This window comes from Kurthia sibirica (genome assembly GCF_003143975.1).
Lineage (GTDB): Bacteria > Bacillota > Bacilli > Bacillales_A > Planococcaceae > Kurthia > Kurthia sibirica.
In genome coordinates this window covers 200,061-218,009 of the sequence record NZ_QFVR01000001.1, presented here as the reverse complement: position 1 = coordinate 218,009, position 17,949 = coordinate 200,061, and the positions used below count along the sequence as shown (strand labels likewise).

22 protein-coding genes are annotated in these 17,949 nt (G+C 37.0%); all 22 read right to left on the bottom strand.

The genetic code is table 11. The features are described 5' to 3' along the window. Positions 1 to 79: 79 nt before the first annotated feature. Positions 80 to 391, bottom strand: a complete 312-nt coding sequence (locus tag DEX24_RS01065; RefSeq protein WP_109304543.1) for a hypothetical protein — start codon at positions 389 to 391, stop codon at positions 80 to 82. Further along, the gene (locus tag DEX24_RS01060) at positions 391 to 891 is read right to left on the bottom strand and encodes a chemotaxis protein CheD (protein ID WP_109304542.1); all 501 of its coding nucleotides are present in this window, start codon (positions 889 to 891) and stop codon (positions 391 to 393) included. Before DEX24_RS01060 ends, DEX24_RS01065 begins: the two co-directional genes overlap by 1 nt. A 1-nt stretch (position 892) precedes the next feature. Next, entirely contained in the window at positions 893 to 1,516 is a 624-nt protein-coding gene (locus DEX24_RS01055; RefSeq protein WP_109304541.1) for a chemotaxis protein CheC, read from the bottom strand. Between the two features lie 13 nt (positions 1,517 to 1,529). Continuing rightward, entirely contained in the window at positions 1,530 to 1,976 is a 447-nt protein-coding gene (locus DEX24_RS01050; protein WP_109304540.1) for a chemotaxis protein CheW, read from the bottom strand. A 17-nt stretch (positions 1,977 to 1,993) separates the two neighbouring features. Next, complete coding sequence (locus DEX24_RS01045; protein WP_109304539.1) at positions 1,994 to 4,036, bottom strand: chemotaxis protein CheA; 2,043 nt, start codon at positions 4,034 to 4,036, stop codon at positions 1,994 to 1,996. A 12-nt stretch (positions 4,037 to 4,048) separates the two neighbouring features. Next, positions 4,049 to 5,137 (bottom strand): protein-glutamate methylesterase/protein-glutamine glutaminase, encoded by a 1,089-nt coding sequence (locus tag DEX24_RS01040; RefSeq protein WP_109304538.1) that lies wholly within the window; start codon positions 5,135 to 5,137, stop codon positions 4,049 to 4,051. Between the two features lie 4 nt (positions 5,138 to 5,141). Next, positions 5,142 to 6,011 carry a MinD/ParA family protein gene (locus tag DEX24_RS01035; RefSeq protein WP_109304537.1) on the bottom strand — a complete coding sequence of 290 codons (870 nt, stop codon included), beginning with the start codon at positions 6,009 to 6,011 and terminating at the stop codon, positions 5,142 to 5,144. Positions 6,012 to 6,014: 3 nt separating this feature from the next. Further along, positions 6,015 to 7,142 carry a flagellar biosynthesis GTPase FlhF gene (gene flhF, locus DEX24_RS01030; protein ID WP_109304536.1) on the bottom strand — a complete coding sequence of 376 codons (1,128 nt, stop codon included), beginning with the start codon at positions 7,140 to 7,142 and terminating at the stop codon, positions 6,015 to 6,017. Further along, a complete protein-coding gene (gene flhA / locus DEX24_RS01025) occupies positions 7,139 to 9,172 on the bottom strand; it encodes a flagellar biosynthesis protein FlhA (protein WP_109304535.1) in 2,034 nt (677 codons plus the stop codon). The genes flhF and flhA overlap by 4 nt, the downstream gene beginning before the upstream one ends. A 12-nt stretch (positions 9,173 to 9,184) precedes the next feature. Then, positions 9,185 to 10,267, bottom strand: coding sequence for a flagellar biosynthesis protein FlhB (flhB, locus tag DEX24_RS01020; protein WP_109304534.1), 1,083 nt, complete (start codon positions 10,265 to 10,267; stop codon positions 9,185 to 9,187). Between the two features lie 3 nt (positions 10,268 to 10,270). Next, positions 10,271 to 11,047 carry a flagellar biosynthetic protein FliR gene (fliR, locus tag DEX24_RS01015; protein ID WP_109304533.1) on the bottom strand — a complete coding sequence of 259 codons (777 nt, stop codon included), beginning with the start codon at positions 11,045 to 11,047 and terminating at the stop codon, positions 10,271 to 10,273. Between the two features lie 4 nt (positions 11,048 to 11,051). Beyond that, on the bottom strand, positions 11,052 to 11,321 hold the full coding sequence (gene fliQ / locus DEX24_RS01010; RefSeq protein ID WP_109304532.1) for a flagellar biosynthesis protein FliQ: 270 nt from the start codon (positions 11,319 to 11,321) through the stop codon (positions 11,052 to 11,054). Between the two features lie 14 nt (positions 11,322 to 11,335). Then, the gene (gene fliP / locus DEX24_RS01005; RefSeq protein WP_109304531.1) at positions 11,336 to 12,004 is read right to left on the bottom strand and encodes a flagellar type III secretion system pore protein FliP; all 669 of its coding nucleotides are present in this window, start codon (positions 12,002 to 12,004) and stop codon (positions 11,336 to 11,338) included. Continuing rightward, positions 11,997 to 12,704: a flagellar biosynthetic protein FliO gene (locus DEX24_RS01000; RefSeq protein WP_109304530.1), complete on the bottom strand. Its 708-nt coding sequence runs from the start codon at positions 12,702 to 12,704 to the stop codon at positions 11,997 to 11,999. Before DEX24_RS01000 ends, fliP begins: the two co-directional genes overlap by 8 nt. A 4-nt stretch (positions 12,705 to 12,708) precedes the next feature. Continuing rightward, positions 12,709 to 13,071 carry a response regulator gene (locus DEX24_RS00995; RefSeq protein ID WP_109304529.1) on the bottom strand — a complete coding sequence of 121 codons (363 nt, stop codon included), beginning with the start codon at positions 13,069 to 13,071 and terminating at the stop codon, positions 12,709 to 12,711. A gap of 22 nt (positions 13,072 to 13,093) precedes the next feature. Then, positions 13,094 to 14,326 (bottom strand): flagellar motor switch phosphatase FliY, encoded by a 1,233-nt coding sequence (gene fliY / locus DEX24_RS00990; protein WP_109304669.1) that lies wholly within the window; start codon positions 14,324 to 14,326, stop codon positions 13,094 to 13,096. Then, on the bottom strand, positions 14,319 to 15,317 hold the full coding sequence (gene fliM / locus DEX24_RS00985) for a flagellar motor switch protein FliM (protein ID WP_109304528.1): 999 nt from the start codon (positions 15,315 to 15,317) through the stop codon (positions 14,319 to 14,321). The genes fliY and fliM overlap by 8 nt, the downstream gene beginning before the upstream one ends. A gap of 31 nt (positions 15,318 to 15,348) precedes the next feature. Beyond that, positions 15,349 to 15,777: a flagellar basal body-associated protein FliL gene (fliL, locus tag DEX24_RS00980; RefSeq protein WP_109304527.1), complete on the bottom strand. Its 429-nt coding sequence runs from the start codon at positions 15,775 to 15,777 to the stop codon at positions 15,349 to 15,351. Then, on the bottom strand, positions 15,764 to 15,985 hold the full coding sequence (locus DEX24_RS00975; RefSeq protein ID WP_109304526.1) for a flagellar FlbD family protein: 222 nt from the start codon (positions 15,983 to 15,985) through the stop codon (positions 15,764 to 15,766). Before DEX24_RS00975 ends, fliL begins: the two co-directional genes overlap by 14 nt. A 64-nt stretch (positions 15,986 to 16,049) precedes the next feature. Next, a complete protein-coding gene (gene flgG / locus DEX24_RS00970; protein WP_109304525.1) occupies positions 16,050 to 16,844 on the bottom strand; it encodes a flagellar basal body rod protein FlgG in 795 nt (264 codons plus the stop codon). Positions 16,845 to 16,925: 81 nt separating this feature from the next. After that, the gene (locus DEX24_RS00965) at positions 16,926 to 17,294 is read right to left on the bottom strand and encodes a TIGR02530 family flagellar biosynthesis protein (protein WP_109304524.1); all 369 of its coding nucleotides are present in this window, start codon (positions 17,292 to 17,294) and stop codon (positions 16,926 to 16,928) included. A gap of 9 nt (positions 17,295 to 17,303) precedes the next feature. After that, a complete protein-coding gene (flgD, locus tag DEX24_RS00960) occupies positions 17,304 to 17,948 on the bottom strand; it encodes a flagellar hook assembly protein FlgD (protein ID WP_109304523.1) in 645 nt (214 codons plus the stop codon). Between the last annotated feature and the right edge of the window lies 1 nt (position 17,949).

Here is a 17,949-nt window from a genome sequence, read left to right as displayed (position 1 = left end):
ATTCCCTAATTGTATTATATCAAATGATACAAAAAAATGGGAACTGAAATATGACAGTTCCCGATTTCTTCTTCACATTTTATTCATCTTTTGCTAGCATCGTCTTGACTACCTGTGCAATTTCTTCAGACTGACCTTCTGAAGGGGTATCCAACTCTACTGTTGTCTGCTCTACTGCCTGTTGTGTTTCTGGCTCTTCAATGGGTGGATTATAAAGAATCAACGCAAGTAATGCACGCACGACAAATGTAATCAAAAAGAATGCTAAAGCAAATAAAAAACTATAAATAATAATACTTGTCGGTGATTGATTTGTTAAAAAACGTGCAAAAAAGTAAATACAAAACCCAATGAGTGCTGACCAAAAATTAATATAGATTGTTCCAATCATTATATATCTTTCACTCCCTGATTGACGGTGCGTATATTTAAGAGGCAGGTCTGTGGATCAAATTCAATCGTTCGTCCACTATTCCCTCCTGTATCTTGACTTACTACCGGGATCGAATGTTTTTTTAACTGTAGTAGAACAGCCTCAACATTTCTCGGTCCAATTCGCATCGTATCCTTCGTCGTTGAAAATTGAAACATCTGTGCACCACCTGCTAGTTTCGCTTTCATTTTAAACGATGAAGCACCTGCTTGCTTTAAACTTGCAATTAGTGCAGGTATACCAGTATCAGCAAACTTAGATTGATTGATTTGGCCAGCTTTTCCTAAAGTTGAATCCGGTAACATAATGTGAATTAAACCAGCAATTTTTTTTGAAGAATCATAAATAATGACGCCGACACATGATCCCAATCCCGATGTACGAATTGAATTCGGTGACGATACAATATCCATTTGAGCAATTCCTACTCTAACAATGTTTTCATTGCTAATTAACATGTTATTCCACTCCTAGTGCAGTAAAGATTGCCTTGAAGGAATCTGGATTAGGCAGCAAAAAGAAGTGACCGTTCACTTCATGCTCCTCATCAACCTCATCCTCGAAGATTGAAGTGTCAATTACAATTACAGAGTCACTAATTTGAGACAGTTCAATTAATCCAAAACTGATAATAGCCCCAAACATATCTACGCTAAGCGCTGGAGGTGTTGGGTAAATTTTTAAGCCCGTAAAATCTGATAAGGCAGATAAATAAGAGCCTGATAAAATATTACCTAACTCTTGCATTGCTGATACACCTAGTTCTTGATTATGAGGTTTTTGAAGATCAAAATCTTCATCATGTATTAATTTGCGAATAAAACGGTTTGCTTGCTCCACCGGCAATATGAAGAACATACCACCTTGTGCGTCGCCATCTATTTGAAGATATGTGCCGGCAACGACTTGCTCTGCTCCACCACCACGTTCAACCATCTCATCAAATGACACCATCTCAACCGCTGGTACACGCATATCAATTTTCGTATTCAGTAAGGCCGACAAAGCGGTAGCTGCATGAGCAGCACCAATGTTTCCTACTTCTTTTAATACATCTAAATGAAATGAAGTTATTTTCGTCATATTATTACCTTCTTTACTTTAAGGTATTTAGTACTTTTTCTAAATTCAGCAAAATTAATAAACGCTTATCAACTTTCGCAACACCAGCAATAAATTCTTCTTCCATCGAATCTACCACTTCAGGCTGTGGTTCAATCGATATTTTTGGTAAATCCATGACATCATTTGCTGCATCTACGATAAAGCCAACTTCCATATCTTCATGAGAAATAATAATAATGCGCGTATCGTCTTCTTCCTCTAGGAAAGGAATAGCAAAACGTTCTCTTAAATCAATGATTGGCGTAACAACACCGCGTAAATTAATTACACCTTTGACATAGTTTGCTGTTCTAGGAACACGTGTAATATGCACTGATTTTTCAATACCTTGTACTTGATGCACCGGTAATGCATATTCTTTATCGCCGAGTTGAAAAACGATTACTTTTAACATTTCAGCATCCAATTGTTCTGTCATCCTCTATGCACCTCCTTCTATTTAATAAGCGAATTACAATCGACGATTAATGCTACTTGACCATTGCCTAATATCGTTGCACCAGAAATAGCGAAAACATTCGATAAGTAATTTCCTAATGATTTTAAAACAATTTCTTGCTGACCGATAAACGAGTCCACTACGAGACCAGCCATCTTATCACCCTTACGTACAAGTACAACAGAATGGAAGCCATCATTGTCATTTGAAGCTCTTGGCACATCAAATGTTTCATCTAAGAAGACAAGAGGAACAACTTTCCCACGGAAATCAATAACTTTTTGATTATGTGCATTCATAATATCACTTGTTTTAATAATGGACGTTTCAATTATGGAAGATAATGGGATCGCATATACTTCCTTTTCAATTTCAACGAGCATAACAGAAATAATCGATAATGTTAGCGGTAATTGAATGGAGAACAATGAACCTTTGCCTTGTTCTGACTCAATACTTACGCTACCACCAAGTGCTTCAATCGTTGATTTAACGACATCTAACCCCACACCACGCCCAGAGACATCCGAGATAACATCCGCAGTAGAGAAGCCCGACGCCAAAATTAACTCATCAATTTGTTTATTGCTTAAAGAAGCTACTGATTCTTCTGTAATGACGCCTTTAGCTAACGCTTTTTCAAGGACACGTTGGCGATTAATCCCCGCTCCATCATCCTCAATTTCAATAAAGACATGGTTACCGCTATGATATGCACGTAGTTCAACCGAACCTACTTCTGGTTTACCAGCAGCTAGACGTTCTTCAGGTGATTCAACACCATGATCCAATGCGTTGCGGATTAAATGTACAAGCGGATCTCCAATTTCATCAATTACTGTACGGTCTAATTCCGTTTCAGCTCCAATAATTTCTAAATTGATTTTTTTGTTTAAATCTCGTGATAGCTGACGAACCATTTTCGGGAAGCGATTGAAGACCGTTTCCACCGGTACCATGCGCATATTTAAAATAATATTTTGTAAATCGCCTGATACACGTGTCATACGCTCCGTCGTTTCATTCAATTCACTATGATTTAATTCCGTAGCGATCGACTGCAAACGTCCACGATCAATAACTAGCTCCTCGAATAAATTCATTAATATATCTAGTCTTTCAATATTGACACGAATTGTTTTGCTTGAATTATGACCATTTGATTTTGTAGTAGTAACTTGTTTTTCTTCACTCTTCGGTGTGACAGCGATTGCCTGAATCTGTGCTGTAGTAACCTCTTCTTGTTCATTTGGTTGTGTGCTAAGTTTTTTAACGGCTATTTGAGTGATGATTACTGTTTCAACTTCTGAAACCTTCATTAATTTTTGTTTCAAATCTTCTGGTGTATCCTTTGTAACGAATGCTACTGCAAACGAGCTATCAAATTGTTCATCTTCTAATTTTTCAACAGTTGGTACTGATTTAATAACATCGCCTAATTTTTCAAGTATTTCAAAAATCATATAAACACGCGCAGCTTTCAATAAACAATCATCGCGAAGTGTCACACGAATTTCTACTGTTTCAAAACCCTGCTCTGACGATTGCTCCAATACTGTTTTTTCAAAATCATCGAATGCTAATTCAGAAGATTGGATTGCATCATCTGATGTTATTGAAATTTCTTCTTCCTGAGTGGCCGAAGTACCTTCTAATGGTTCACCATTTTCAAGGCGGCGTAATTTTTCGACGGTTTGCGTCACATCTTTTTTACCGTTACCGCCCCCAGAAATATCTGCAACCATTTCTTCTAAATGATCCACTGATTCAAAAACAACATCCAATAATTCTGGTGTAACAACCATTTTATCATTGCGAATCGCATCTAAAACATTTTCCATTTTATGCGTTAAGTTAGCAATATCTTCATAGCCCATCGTCGCTGACATACCTTTTAATGTGTGTGCATTGCGGAAAATTTCATTAACAATAGCTGTATCTTGCGGATTTTTTTCTAAAACTAATAAATTTTCACTACAAGATTGTAAATGTTCATTACTTTCATCTATAAATACTTCTAAGTATTGATTTGTATCCATTGTATTTTCCTCCTACTGTACATATTTCATAATCGTTTGAGCGATTGAATTTAGAGTGATTTCTTCATCGACTAAGTTTGTTTGTACTGCTGATTTTGGCATACCATAGACAACACAACTCGCTTGTGCTTCAGCTATGGCAATCGTATTACCAACGCGTTTGAGTGCTTGCAACCCCTTTGTACCATCCGAACCCATACCTGTCATAATGACCGCTACACGGCTTAATTCAGAAAAGGGGGCTACGCTACGAAAAAGTACGTCGACTGAGGGTTTATGCCCACCAACTTGCTCAAGCGCTTCATCTAAATACAACGAGTATGTCATACCTATTTTGCGAACTGTCATATGTTTTCCACCTGGTGCAATATAGGCAACACCATTCTGTAAAATATCACCCATCTCTGCCTCTTTCACCGTTATTTCCGATAAGGTGTTCAAACGATTTGCCAGCGACTTCGTGAAGCCAGCAGGCATGTGCTGAACGATCAATATTGGTGCAGGGATCGATGCGGGAATCGCAGTTAAAACATCTTGTAAAGCTCTTGGCCCTCCTGTTGACGTGCCAATAAGTACAATTTTTTTAGAGCTACTATTCCAACTCCTAGCCTTCAAGACTTTAGCTGTTTTAAAAGGGGGCTGTTCCACATGAGGAATGACCACCGCAGTTGGTGCTACCCTTTTTAAACTTGTAATGGGGACATCAATCGCTGCTTTGACCTTACGTACAAGCTCATCTTGAATTTTATGTAAATCCAATGAAATTGTTCCGCTTGGTTTTGCTACAAAGTCAACAGCACCTAATGAAATTGCTTCGATCGTTATGCTTGCACCTGCTGTCGTCATACTCGAGAGCATAATTACCGGTTTTGGTGTTTTTTCCATAATGATCTTCAATGCCTCAACACCATTCATTTCAGGCATCTCAACATCCATTGTTAAAACATCTGGATTTAATTTTGCAATTTTATCAATTGCATCTTTGCCATTGCGGGCTGTACCGACGACTGTAATTTCATCATCCTCTTTAAAGAAATCGGATATAAGTTTTCGCATAAAAGCTGAATCATCAACTATTAATAGTTTTTTTGGTGAAGCCATTATTTCACGCCCTCCCTTTAGAAAATAAATTACGCAGTTTCGATAAGAATGGTTCATGGGTTTGTTGTGCCATGTGCTCATCCTGTAGCCCATTGACGTATATTCGAGCGATTCGATCAATAGCTTTTGATGCATGGGCACTTGGATAAAGCGCCTTAAATGGTTTTTGTTGCTGAATGGCTTTTCGAACTTGCATATCTTCCGGAATGACACCTAACGCCTGAATGGTATTATTTAAAAAGCGTTGCATTGTTGTAGCTAAGCGTTGTAACGAATCCTGCCCTTCAACAATTGTAAATGCTCGATTGCTAACGACATAATATTGCTTTGACTCATCTTTTGTATGAATATATTTCATCATCGAATACGCATCTGTCACAGAAGTTGGTTCGGTCGTTGAAATAACAACAATATCGTCTACTGCCATAATAAATTGCAATGACCATTCAGTAGCACCTGCTCCCATATCAAAGAGTATATAGTCGTAGTTCTTTTGTAGCTCATTGAAGGCGAAAATAAGACGCTCAAACATAAAGTCCGACCATCGAAGTATGGAGGACATGCCTGAACCTCCCGCTATAAAATCTATTCCGTAAGTATCTTGGTGAATAACCTCTTGAATAGTGCATTCCCCTTGTAAATAGTGGGTCAAACTATTTCGAGCACTTTTACCTAGTAAAATATGAATATTCCCCATACCAATATCCATGTCTACGACTAAAACCTTATGCCCTAATTGAGCTAAAGCAATTGAAAAGTTAGTTGAGAAATTACTTTTCCCAACGCCGCCTTTTCCACTGACTACTGCGATTGTCTTGCAAGAAATCTTGTCAATTGCCATCATCTTATGGCGTAATCTCTCTGCTTGATCCATCTTTTACTCAGCTCCTCTAAAAAATAGTTCTACGAGTTGAGCGACAGATCCTTCTGCAATATTCTCTGGGACTTCTTGACCATCCGTATAGTAAGCAAGTCCTTTATTATATTTAACCATTAAATTGATCATTGAGCCAATAGTATTTGTTTCATCCATCTTAGTAAAGACAAATTGCTCAATCGTAAATGTAGAAAATTGCTCGATAATTGCAGCCATATCTTGTTCTTTAGCAGTTAATGATAAAACTAAAAAGTTTTGCACATTGGATTTTACATCGATTAGTTGTTCTAAATCTTCAACAAATTTCGTTTCTTTGTAATTTCTCCCTGCTGTATCAATAAGCACAAGGTCATGCCCAGAAAATTGCTGAATTGCTCGCTTATAATCTTCTGATGTGTAGACGACTTCCACCGGGGCTTGCAAAAGATTGGCATATGTTTTTAGCTGTTCGATCGCACCAATTCGATAGGTATCCGTCGTAATAAATGCTACTTTCTTTTTCTTCTCTAATACAGCTCGTGCAGCCATTTTAGCAATAGTAGTCGTTTTTCCTACACCGGTTGGTCCGAGAACATTAACAAATTTTTGTTCAAATGTAATGCCACCCATTGGCAATTTTGATAATTTTCTAAAGAGTGCTTCTTGTGCTGCAATCATCAAAGTACTTTCTGTACACTCCGTATTATTTTGCATAATGACAAAGAGCTCATCACAGATTTCTGCGATGAGTTCTTCATTTAATTCTTGTTTTTTCATAAGTGTTACAATAGCTTGCATTTCTGATGGAATAGCTCGTAGTTGCTGCTGTTGTGTATTGACAGATTTCATAATTGAGCGCAACTCGTCTAATTGTTTTTTTATTTCTGCATTTTGCTGTGTATAATCAGGTGTATCGTTCATCATTTTTGGCATAACTACTGCTGATGATTTAATATCTGGACGTGTGTCCGCTGTTTCTTGCTGTTCAATTCCTACAACAACTTCAAACTGTTTTTTCTTAAACATTCCTAAAAAGCCTCTTGAATACACGACTTTTGAGCTGATGATGATCGAATCATCACCAAAATCTTTGCGAATGAAAGCCATCGCTTCCGGCATTGTGTTTGCAATATATTTCTTCATTTTCATTCTACATTCACCACTCCAACGCTCTGAATCTCGATAGATGCCTCTAGTTCGTTATAAGACAATATCGGAATTTGAGGAAAATAACGTTCAGTTAATTGGCGTACATACATACGCACAGCCGGTGAACATAAAATAACCGGGGACTGCTCTATAAATGACGTTCTTTCCAACTCGCCTGCAATTGACTCTAAAATCGACTGAGACATTTGTGGATCCATTGCTAAGTAATTACCATGGTCCGTTTGTTGAATACTATCTGCAATTTGTTTTTCAATGCGTGCTGACACAGTCAATACCTTTAAGTCTGGTTGTGTTCCCGCATATTGCGTTGTAATTTGACGTGCTAATGCTTGACGTACATATTCAGTTAATACCTCAACATCAGATGTTAACTTCGAATAATCTGCCAATGTTTCAAATATAATTGGTAAATTACGTACTGACACACTTTCATCCAATAATTTTGATAATACTTTTTGAATTTCACCGATTGATAATGGCGTTGGTGTCAGTTCCTCAACAAGGATTGGTGCGGTCTCTTGCAAGTGATCAATCAGTTGTTTTGTCTCTTGACGACCTAATAGTTCAGAAGCATTCGCACGAATGATTTCAGTTAAGTGTGTTGATACCACACTTGGCGGATCAACAACTGTATAGCCAAGCATTTCGGCTTCTTCTTTTACTTGTTCATTAATCCATTTAGCCGGCAAACCAAATGATGGTTCAATCGTATCAATACCTTCGATTGAATCATCATCACCAGGACTCATCGCTAAATAATGATCCAATAGTAATTCGCCTTTAGCTAACTCATTTCCTTTTATTTTTATACGATATTCATTCGGTTGAAGCTGAATATTATCTCGAATACGTACAACTGGTATTACGATGCCAAGCTCTAAAGCAAGTTGACGACGTATCATCACGACACGATCCAATAAGTCTCCTCCCTGTGATGCATCAACTAAAGGAATTAATCCATAACCAAATTCAAATTCAATAGGGTCAACATTTAGTAAATTGATAACATTTTCCGGGCTTTTCAAATTATCAGTCGTCACTTCTTCCTCTATCTCATCTATTTCTTCTTCAGTCTCTTTATTTAGTGAATTGATTCTCCAGGCAATACCTGCAATCGTAATAGCAACTGGTAAAGTAAAGATCAGTTGGATTGGTGTGACAAAACCTAATAATGCGATTGTTGCTGCTGCAACATACAATAATTTTGGATTTGTTAACAACTGTCCGATAATATCTTCACTTAAATTACCTTTAGAACCTGCTCTTGTTACAACAATACCTGTTGCAGTTGAGATTAATAATGCTGGAATTTGAGATACCAGTCCATCACCAACTGTTAAAGTGGTAAAGTGAGCAACCGCCTCACCCATAGCCATATCCATTTGTACGACACCGATAATCATACCGACAATCATATTAATAATAACGATAATAATACCTGCTATCGCATCACCTTTTACAAATTTCGTAGCACCATCCATCGCACCGTAGAAATCTGCTTCATTACCTACTTTTTCACGACGTTCTCTTGCATCCTTCTCCGAAATTAAGCCAGCGTTTAAATCCGCATCAATGGCCATTTGCTTACCTGGCATCGCGTCAAGCGTAAAACGAGCTGCCACTTCAGATACACGCTCAGAACCCTTTGTAATAACAAGGAACTGTATGATGACAAGGATGACGAATACAACGACACCTACTAAAATATTTCCACCTACTACAAAAGTACCGAAAGTTTCGACTACATTACCTGCATCGCCTTCAGATAAAATTGCACGTGTTGTAGAAACGTTTAATCCTAGTCTAAAAAGTGTTAACAGGAGTAATAGCGATGGGAATATTGAAAATTGTAGTGCTTCTTTCATATTCATCGCTGTCAGTAACACGAGTAAAGCTAATGTTAAATTGACGATAATTAAAAAACTGATCAACCATGGAGGTAAGGGTACTACAAGCATTGCGACAATCATGATGACTGCTGCTAAAACTCCTATATCGCGAATTTTCATTGTTGTACCTCCCTAAATTTTACGTTTAATACGATAAACATATGCTAATACCTCCGCTACTGCTTTAAAGAACTCATCTGGAATCTTTTGATTAATTTGAACCTGATCATACATCGCTCGAGCTAACGGTCTATTTTCAACCATTACAACTCCATTTTCCTTAGCAATTAATTTGATCTTTTGTGCAACAAAATCTGTCCCTTTTGCTACGACAACTGGTGCTGCCATTTTTGAATCATCATACTTCAAGGCGATGGCATAGTGAGTCGGGTTGGTAATAACAACATCCGCATGTGGAATTTCTTGCATCATACGACGCATAGCCATTTCACGTTGACGCTGTTTGATTTTTGATTTAATCAAAGGATCTCCCTCTGAGTTTTTATATTCATCTTTTACATCTTGCTTCGACATTTTTAAATTCTTTTCATAATCAAAACGTTGGTAAAAATAATCTAAAATGGAGATGATCAACAGAACAACACTAGCACTCAAACCCATAATAGCTGCAAGCTTGGCAATTGTTGTCAATGTGTCCCCAGGTGTTTTAAACGACAGGCTTAAGACATCCTCAATATTCAAAAAGATAATCATCGTTGTAACCGTTCCGATAAAAGAGATTTTCAAAATCGATTTGATTAATTCGATTATGGCTTTCATAGAAAATATGCGCTTAAATCCTTTAATTGGATCGATTTTTTTTAGGTCAAACTTCAGTGGTTCCACGGTGAAAAGTAGTCCAAATTGAAAGAAGTTAGCTGCAACTGCAGCCACAACCGCTGTTAGCATAATCGGTAAGAGTACGACCGCTACTTCAAACATAATGTCCTTATACATTTCAACGACGGAAGAGATTGAGAGTGTTTCGATTAGTATATTATGAGATAACGTCTCTCTAAAAAAGCTTAATAATCTTTCCCTCATAGATGGACCCGCAAAAAATAAATACATGAAAACAGCGAATAATACAATCGCGCTCGTAACATCTTGGCTTTTTAAAACCTGACCTTTTTTACGTGCATCTTGACGTTTTTTCGGCGTTGCTTTCTCTGTCTTTTCACCAGCAAAAAATTGTAAATTTAATGTTACTAACATGTATTATCCACCACCTAATATGACCATGAAATCTCGCATTGCTGTAAACATTACATGGAATAGCTTTTGCATAACTGCGATCATCACACTTATCATAATAATAAGAACGATGAAGCTCACTCCTATTTTTATCGGAAAACCTACAACGAAAATATTGAGCTGCGGTACTGATTTTGCTGTAATACCTAATGCCAAATCAACTAGAAATACCGTGGCAACAACAGGGATAGCCATTTGAAAAGCAATTGCAAATACCGCAGTAAAGGTTTTCATAATGAATTCACTGACAGCCTGATCGCCCAAATGTGGCCAGACGCTGTTTAAAGGAATAAATTGAAAACTATAGTAGATGCCATCAAGCAATAAATAATGTGCATCCGTTCCGATTAGTAGCAATAACGCTAATGTTTGGAAAAATTGACCGATTAACGGACTCTGTGCTCCGGTCATCGGATCGATTATATTGGCGATTGCAAAACCAATTTGAAAATCAATAAAACTACCTGCAATTTGTACTGCCGAAATAATTATGTATGCGACAAGACCAATCAACAAACCGACAACTGCTTCTTTCATCACAAGCATGGCGTACATTTCATCAATTTCAATAGAAATCGTTTGAACTGAATATGTCATCATCCACGACAAGACAACTGCTAAAAAAATACGTGCTTGCGGTGGTATTGTTTTATATGAAAAAAAGGGTACTGTTACAAAAAATGCTGATAAACGTACTAAAATCAAAAAAAAGACCGGTAACTTTGGAATCAAATCAGCCATGCGATCACCCTATATATCGCGATAAATTTTGAAAAATATCACGCGCATATGATGTTACATGCGTTAACATCCAAGGCCCAAAAATAACGATGCCCACTAATACAGCAACGATTTTTGGTACGAATGCTAAAGTTTGTTCTTGGATTTGGGTTGTAGCCTGAAAAATACTTACGAGTAGCCCAGAGATTAGCGCGACTAATAACAGGGGTCCGGAAACTAATAATATAACCGTTATCGCGCGTTCGGCTGTAGATATAACAAATTCTTGTGACACGATTCCTTCCCCCTCTAAAAGCTCTCTAAGAGCGATTTCATAACTAAATACCAGCCGTCGACTAAGACGAATAGTAGTATTTTAAATGGTAATGAGATCATAACTGGCGGTAGCATCATCATACCCATGGACATGAGAACACTGGCGACAATCATATCTATTACTAAAAATGGAATAAAGATCATAAAGCCCATCTGAAATGCGGTTTTCAACTCGCTTAATGTATATGCTGGAACGAGTGTCGTCAGTGAAATATCTTTCACTGTTTTTGGCTGTTCTTCATTCGCATAATTTAAAAATAAATTTAAATCACTTTGCCTCGTATGTTTACTCATAAACTCTTTAAATGGCAAGCTAGCCTTATCATATGCTTCATCTAATGAAATTTCTTCTTTAAATAACGGTTGTAAAGCCTCTTTATTTACTTCATTAAAAGTTGGTGCCATAACAAAAAATGTTAAAAACAAAGCTAAACCTACAATTACTTGGTTCGGTGGCATTTGCTGCGTCGCTAATGATGTACGCACAAATGACAAGACGATTACGATTCGTGTGAATGATGTCATCAAAATAAGAATACTTGGCGCTAATGACGCAACGGTTAATAACAGCATTAATTTAACGGAGGTAGAAACATTTGAGCCACTACTACTATCTGAGAATGCATTTAAAAAATCACTCATTGTCTTTATTCTCCTTTTGCTGCCACTCATCCATATTGTTTTGTCGCTCTTTTTTTATCTGATGTAATTTTTTATCGAGTTCAGACTTAAAATCACCTGTTTCATTTCCCACTTGCTCGTTTGATTTACTTCTGTTCTTTTTCTGTGAAAACTTATCTTTCATATTGCCAACCAGTTCAGCAATATACGGTAATTGAGACGCCAATACTTGCTTATCTTCGTGCAATTTCAATAAATAGTGTTGTTCTTGTTCATCTGTTATTTCTTTTATTATATGTACATCATCGCCCACACCTATAACGAAAAGAGAACTACCTATTTTCACTAGTTGGATGGATTTATGTTGACCTAGTGACAGACCACCTAAACTTTGAAGTAACTGGTTAGATTGATATTTTTTATTATTGCGATTTACTAGCTTTAATACCCCGTAAAGTAACGCGACGACAAAGATTAATGAGAGGACAATTTTTGTATAATCCCATACACCTAAACCTGAAGTACCCGTTGTTGCAGTAGTAGTTGGTTGCTCTTTTTGAGCTTCCGTACATTGTTTGCTGTCTTTATTTTCACCTAAACAATCACCAACCATACCACCTGATTCAGCATAAGCAATCGTGCTTGATGCTGAATAGGAGAATATAGTAAGTACTGCCAGCAAGAGAATAAAGAAACTTATTGTCATTTTTGGCTTGAACATCGTTCTACCCTAACGCTTTTTGAATTGCTTCAATAACGCGATCTGCTTGGAATGGTTTAACGATGAAATCTTTTGCACCAGCTTGAATAGCATCGATTACCATCGCTTGTTGGCCCATTGCCGAACACATAATAATAATTGCATTGGCATCTTTTTCTTTTATTAGTTTTAATGCTGCAATGCCATCCATCTCCGGCATTGTAATATCCATCGTCACTAGGTCCGGTTTTAATTCATTGTATTTTTCCACAGCTTGAGCACCATCTGCCGCTTCACCTACAACCTCAAAATCATTTTTAGTAAGTATGTCCTTAATCATCATGCGCATAAACGCTGCGTCATCTACAATTAGAATTCTTTTTCCCATAGTATATTCCTCCAGTAAAAATCTATCTTAAGTTATTTAATCGATCCGCCTTACTAAGTATATCAGTTATTCTTACCCCAAAGTTCTCATCTATAACAACTACTTCACCTTTAGCAATCAATCGAGCATTCACTAAAATGTCTACGGGTTCACCAGCTAGTTTATCTAGCTCAATAATTGAACCACTTGATAATTCTAAAATTTCTTTTACAGAACGTTTAGTTCGTCCAAGTTCCACTGTTACTTGTAATGGAATATCCATTAACATATTTAAGTTACGTGCTTCAGCTTGCTTTAAATGCGTTTGTTCGAAATCTGCAAATTGAGCTTGTTGAACATTTAACTGTGGTTGTACTGGCTGTTGTTGCTGTGTATACACTGGTTGTTGCTGCATTGGCTGTTGTTGCATTGGTTGTTGCATTGGTTGTTGTTGCATTGGCTGCTCAAATTGCGGAGCTGCTTGCTGTGTAGTTGATGCCATTTCTTCTGGTAGTGTTGGTGTCGATGGATTAGCTGATTCAGTCGATTTAGCAACTTCTTCAAAAGCATCTTCATCTTCAGGGTTCATTAATGATTTTACTAATTTTTTACTGAAATTTAAAGGTAATAATTGCATTATATTCGAATCAATTAAAGTACCAATTTTAAGTCTGAATGACACTTTCACTAATAAGTCATCATCAGGAATATTATCAGTACCTTGATTGCTTGAAAAATTCATCAAATCAATTGAAGGTGGAGAAATATCAACCTTTTTATTAAAGATTGTCGACATTGACGTAGCAGCCGACCCCATCATTTGGTTCATCGCTTCTTGAACAGCACTTAAATGGATCTCTCCTAGCTCTTCAGCAGGGCTAAGTCCATCTCCACCAAGCATTAAATCAGCAATAATTGCTGCATCTGATTGTTTAATTACGAGGAGATTCATACCCATTAAACCTGTTGTATATTCTACTTGAACAGCAACATAGGGATGTGGGAATTCCTCCTCCAATTTATTTCGATTAATCATACTTAGGGCAGGTGTCGTAATATCAACTTTTTGTCCTAAAAGTGAAGATAGTGCAGTGGCAGAGCTACCAAATGAAATATTACCAATCTCACCTAGCGCATCTCTCGACATGTCGTCTAAATAATCTTCAACATTGTATTCTTCTGTTTTTTCTTCAGCAGTTGTCTCTGGTGTTGAATCGATTGATTCACCACGAAGCAACGCTTCAATTTCTTCTTGTGATAACATTTCATCACTCATCATCGCTGTCTCCTCCTTTCAAGGTTTCTAAAATTTGTACAGCCAATTTTTTCTTAACTTTACCCGGTTGAGCCGTGAATTTTGGTACATCCGCTACTTTTAATACCAGTGCATCGGATATTGACTGATCAAGCTGAATAACATCATCTTTTCTTAATAATAAGAAATCTTCAATGCTAATCTGTGCAGTTCCTAATTCAGCAACAACAGGTAATTCAGACTGTTGTACTCTATCTTCGATTAGTTTCTTCTGCTCTGGTGAAACCTCTTTCGTATTAGACTGCATCCAATAACGTACCGATAAATTTGGCACAATAGGCTCTAATACAACATGAGGGATACAAATATTAATCATACCACTTGTTTCACCAATAATAGAGTTGAAAGAAATTACTACAACTGTTTCATTTGGAGAAATCATTTGAAGAAATTGTGGATTCACCTCAAGCTCCGTCATTACCGGATCGATATCCGCAATATTTGACCATGCCTCACGTAAATTATCGAATGAGCGCTCAAATAAATTCGTCATTATTTTCGTCTCAATTTCAGTCAGATTATCTACATTACTATGACTTGATCCAGCTCCACCCATCAAACGATCCATCATTGAATATGCAATGTTGGGATTGATTTCCATTAGTACATTACCATCTAAAGGAGGTACTTCGAATACATTTATTAGCGTCATATTTGGAATCGAACGAATAAATTCTTCAAATGGAATTTGGTCAACAGAAGCTACTGTAATTTGTACATATGTTCTAAGCTGAGCAGAGAAGAAAGTAGTCATTAGTCGAGCAAAGTTTTCATGTATTCGTGTTAAACTACGGATTTGATCTTTAGAAAAGCGAAGTGCTCGTTTAAAATCATACACTTTAACTTTTTTCACTTCGTCGTCTTTTTTTATATCATCCGCTGTCATTTCACCTGTAGATAACGCTGATAAGAGCGCATCTATCTCTGATTGTGACAATACATCTCCAGCCATTTGCCCACCTCCATTCTTCTATTTAATATTATTATGAAATTGCATAGGAGGTAATATACACTTTTTGAACTTCTCCATCTTGCATTAAACCATTAAATTTTGATTTTAATGTGTTGGTTAATAATTCCTTACCACGCTTACCTTCTAAATCTTTACTGCTCATTTCAGATAATACTTCAACTAAAATATCCTTCACTTGAAAATCACGTTTTGTCATTTCTTCTGCTGCTTCTTTGCTATCCAATTGGATTTTCAAAGATAGTTGAATATATTTCCGATCAGCTAAATTGGTATTTAGCTCCGGTACATCGATAGACTGTTCCAGTATCTTATCGATGTTTGGGGCTGCGTTTGGTGTATCCGTTCCAAGCTGTTTATAGACGATCACGCCTGCAACACCTAATAGCGTAATGGTTACTAAAATAATCAGCATGATTGTCAGTAGTTTATTCTTCATCATTTTCACCTCGTATATGCGGGTTTGATAACACTTGTACCTGTTTATAGAAAAGTATGATTTGTGCATTCACTTCATCAATTTCTTCTAAAACAACATATTTACGTCCGGTCGTTAAAGTAATTAAGGTGTCCGGAAACGCCTCGACCGATTCTATGTATAATGCGTTTAATGCAAATGATTTACCATTTAATCTTGTAACATTAATCATAGGATATAGGGCCAGTCTACAAGAGCACTAGCCCGGCCCCCCTTCCTTTTTTAAAACTTAGTCATTAACGTTTAAGATTTACTAACTCTTGTAAAATTTCATCTGAAGTTGTAATAATACGTGAGTTTGCTTGGAATCCACGTTGTGCGACGATCATTTCAGTAAATTCTTCTGATAAGTCAACATTCGACATTTCGATGAAACCAGATTCGATCGTACCATTACCATCTGAACCAGCTGTTTTTGAAGCTGATGGTTCACCAGAGTTATTTGATACCGCAAAGTAATTACCACCCGTTTTAGTTAAACCTTCTGGGTTTGAAAAACGCGTAACCGCAATTTTATCTAACGCAACGAGCGTACCATTTTCAACATATGATACGGTACCATCTTGACCAATCGTTAGGTTTGTTGCAGTTGAAGGGATTGGCGGGAAAGTATTGCCGCCTTCCGTTAACAGCTTTTTACCATCTGGTGAGACAAGTGTACCTGCGCTATCCAAATATAAATTCCCTGCTCGCGTATACGATGTGTTTGTACCATCCGTAAAGGATAAATAGCCATCACCATTAATGACAATATCCAATGTACGGTTCGTCGTTTGGAAAGAACCTTTTTCATGGTTGGTATCGATTGCTGCTAAACTAGCACCTAAACCGATTTGTTTAGCATTTGTACCCCCTAAATTATCTCCGGGTGCACTTGCACCTGCTACAGTTTGAGACATTAAATCTTTAAAGATTACGCGCCCCTTTTTAAATCCGTAAGTATTGACATTGGCAATATTATTACCGATTACATCTAATTTTGTTTGGAAATTTTTTAAACCACTAATACCTGAGTACATTGAACGTAACATTATTGTTTTCTCCCTTCGATTTTGGATGTACTACATCAATCAGTCAGTAGTACCGAAAAGGCGCCCTTTAACAGGTCCCGCCTATAACACAATTGCACCATCGATATTTGTAAAAATTTGATCATTTGCTTCTTGGCGATTCATCGCCGTTATAACCGTTTGATTTTTGACATTGATGATGAGCGCAGCATTTTTTGTTAAAACAAGCGCATCATTTAAGCCTTTTTTGTGAGCGGAGACTATTTTTTCTTCTATTGCATGCCATTCTGTTGCTGATATATCTATTTTTCTTTGTTCAATACGTTGTTGTGCATGCTTACTAACTTTAATGTCCTGATTCGCTGTATGTAAAATACGCGCAAATGAGTTTTGTGGTAATTGTTTCACTGATTTATTTTTGAATTGTTGCTGCGGAATAGGCATCGGTTGATTTAAACGAATTGGCTTCATATGAATAACCTACCCAGAAATAGATGTGAATTGATCGCCCGTAACGGATGCACCATTTGATAATAAATACTGTACCTTACCATCTTTTTTCGTTACGGAATTTACTATATCGGAAATATCATTACCTTCTGCATCTTTATAGCTGATTTTTTTACCAATGAGCATGCTCGCTTCGACCAATGAATTTGTCGAATTTGAACTTGTTGTATCCAATACTTCTGAAATATTGGATGCGGAAATGATTTTACCGCTTTCCAAAACAAATTTCGCTTCAGAACCATCATACTTCACACTCATTACTTTTTCGGTACCTGAATTCACGATTGGTTTTCCATCTTCACCTACAGTATCAGATGCTTCATGCCATGTTACATTTTTACCAATGAATGAATTGAATTGAATCAGTTGGGATTGTTGTGTCATAGCTGTTAAATTATTCATGGAGGTTGCAATATTTTGCATTTGTTCTAAGGAAGAAAATTGGGCCATTTGAGAGATGAATTCTTTATCATCCATTGGACTAGTTGGATCTTGATTTTGTAATTGCGTAATGAGAATTTTCAAGAAATCATCTTTACCTAAATTACTATCGCCCGTCTTTTTTGTTTGAGTAGGCATATAATAATCAGATGTAATACCTTTTGTTTCCGTCATA

What these genes read in the sequence shown, in the direction of transcription:
- DEX24_RS01065 (WP_109304543.1), bottom strand. Translation starts at nt 391, where the DNA reads ATGATTGGAACAATCTATATTAATTTTTGGTCAGCACTCATTGGGTTT.
- DEX24_RS01060 (WP_109304542.1), bottom strand. Translation starts at nt 891, where the DNA reads ATGTTAATTAGCAATGAAAACATTGTTAGAGTAGGAATTGCTCAAATG.
- DEX24_RS01055 (WP_109304541.1), bottom strand. Translation starts at nt 1,516, where the DNA reads ATGACGAAAATAACTTCATTTCATTTAGATGTATTAAAAGAAGTAGGA.
- DEX24_RS01050 (WP_109304540.1), bottom strand. Translation starts at nt 1,976, where the DNA reads ATGACAGAACAATTGGATGCTGAAATGTTAAAAGTAATCGTTTTTCAA.
- DEX24_RS01045 (WP_109304539.1), bottom strand. Translation starts at nt 4,036, where the DNA reads ATGGATACAAATCAATACTTAGAAGTATTTATAGATGAAAGTAATGAA.
- DEX24_RS01040 (WP_109304538.1), bottom strand. Translation starts at nt 5,137, where the DNA reads ATGGCTTCACCAAAAAAACTATTAATAGTTGATGATTCAGCTTTTATG.
- DEX24_RS01035 (WP_109304537.1), bottom strand. Translation starts at nt 6,011, where the DNA reads ATGGATCAAGCAGAGAGATTACGCCATAAGATGATGGCAATTGACAAG.
- flhF (WP_109304536.1), bottom strand. Translation starts at nt 7,142, where the DNA reads ATGAAAATGAAGAAATATATTGCAAACACAATGCCGGAAGCGATGGCT.
- flhA (WP_109304535.1), bottom strand. Translation starts at nt 9,172, where the DNA reads ATGAAAATTCGCGATATAGGAGTTTTAGCAGCAGTCATCATGATTGTC.
- flhB (WP_109304534.1), bottom strand. Translation starts at nt 10,267, where the DNA reads ATGTTAGTAACATTAAATTTACAATTTTTTGCTGGTGAAAAGACAGAG.
- fliR (WP_109304533.1), bottom strand. Translation starts at nt 11,047, where the DNA reads ATGGCTGATTTGATTCCAAAGTTACCGGTCTTTTTTTTGATTTTAGTA.
- fliP (WP_109304531.1), bottom strand. Translation starts at nt 12,004, where the DNA reads ATGAGTGATTTTTTAAATGCATTCTCAGATAGTAGTAGTGGCTCAAAT.
- DEX24_RS01000 (WP_109304530.1), bottom strand. Translation starts at nt 12,704, where the DNA reads ATGTTCAAGCCAAAAATGACAATAAGTTTCTTTATTCTCTTGCTGGCA.
- DEX24_RS00995 (WP_109304529.1), bottom strand. Translation starts at nt 13,071, where the DNA reads ATGGGAAAAAGAATTCTAATTGTAGATGACGCAGCGTTTATGCGCATG.
- fliY (WP_109304669.1), bottom strand. Translation starts at nt 14,326, where the DNA reads ATGAGTGATGAAATGTTATCACAAGAAGAAATTGAAGCGTTGCTTCGT.
- fliM (WP_109304528.1), bottom strand. Translation starts at nt 15,317, where the DNA reads ATGGCTGGAGATGTATTGTCACAATCAGAGATAGATGCGCTCTTATCA.
- fliL (WP_109304527.1), bottom strand. Translation starts at nt 15,777, where the DNA reads ATGATGAAGAATAAACTACTGACAATCATGCTGATTATTTTAGTAACC.
- DEX24_RS00975 (WP_109304526.1), bottom strand. Translation starts at nt 15,985, where the DNA reads ATGATTAATGTTACAAGATTAAATGGTAAATCATTTGCATTAAACGCA.
- flgG (WP_109304525.1), bottom strand. Translation starts at nt 16,844, where the DNA reads ATGTTACGTTCAATGTACTCAGGTATTAGTGGTTTAAAAAATTTCCAA.
- DEX24_RS00965 (WP_109304524.1), bottom strand. Translation starts at nt 17,294, where the DNA reads ATGAAGCCAATTCGTTTAAATCAACCGATGCCTATTCCGCAGCAACAA.
- flgD (WP_109304523.1), bottom strand. Translation starts at nt 17,948, where the DNA reads ATGACGGAAACAAAAGGTATTACATCTGATTATTATATGCCTACTCAA.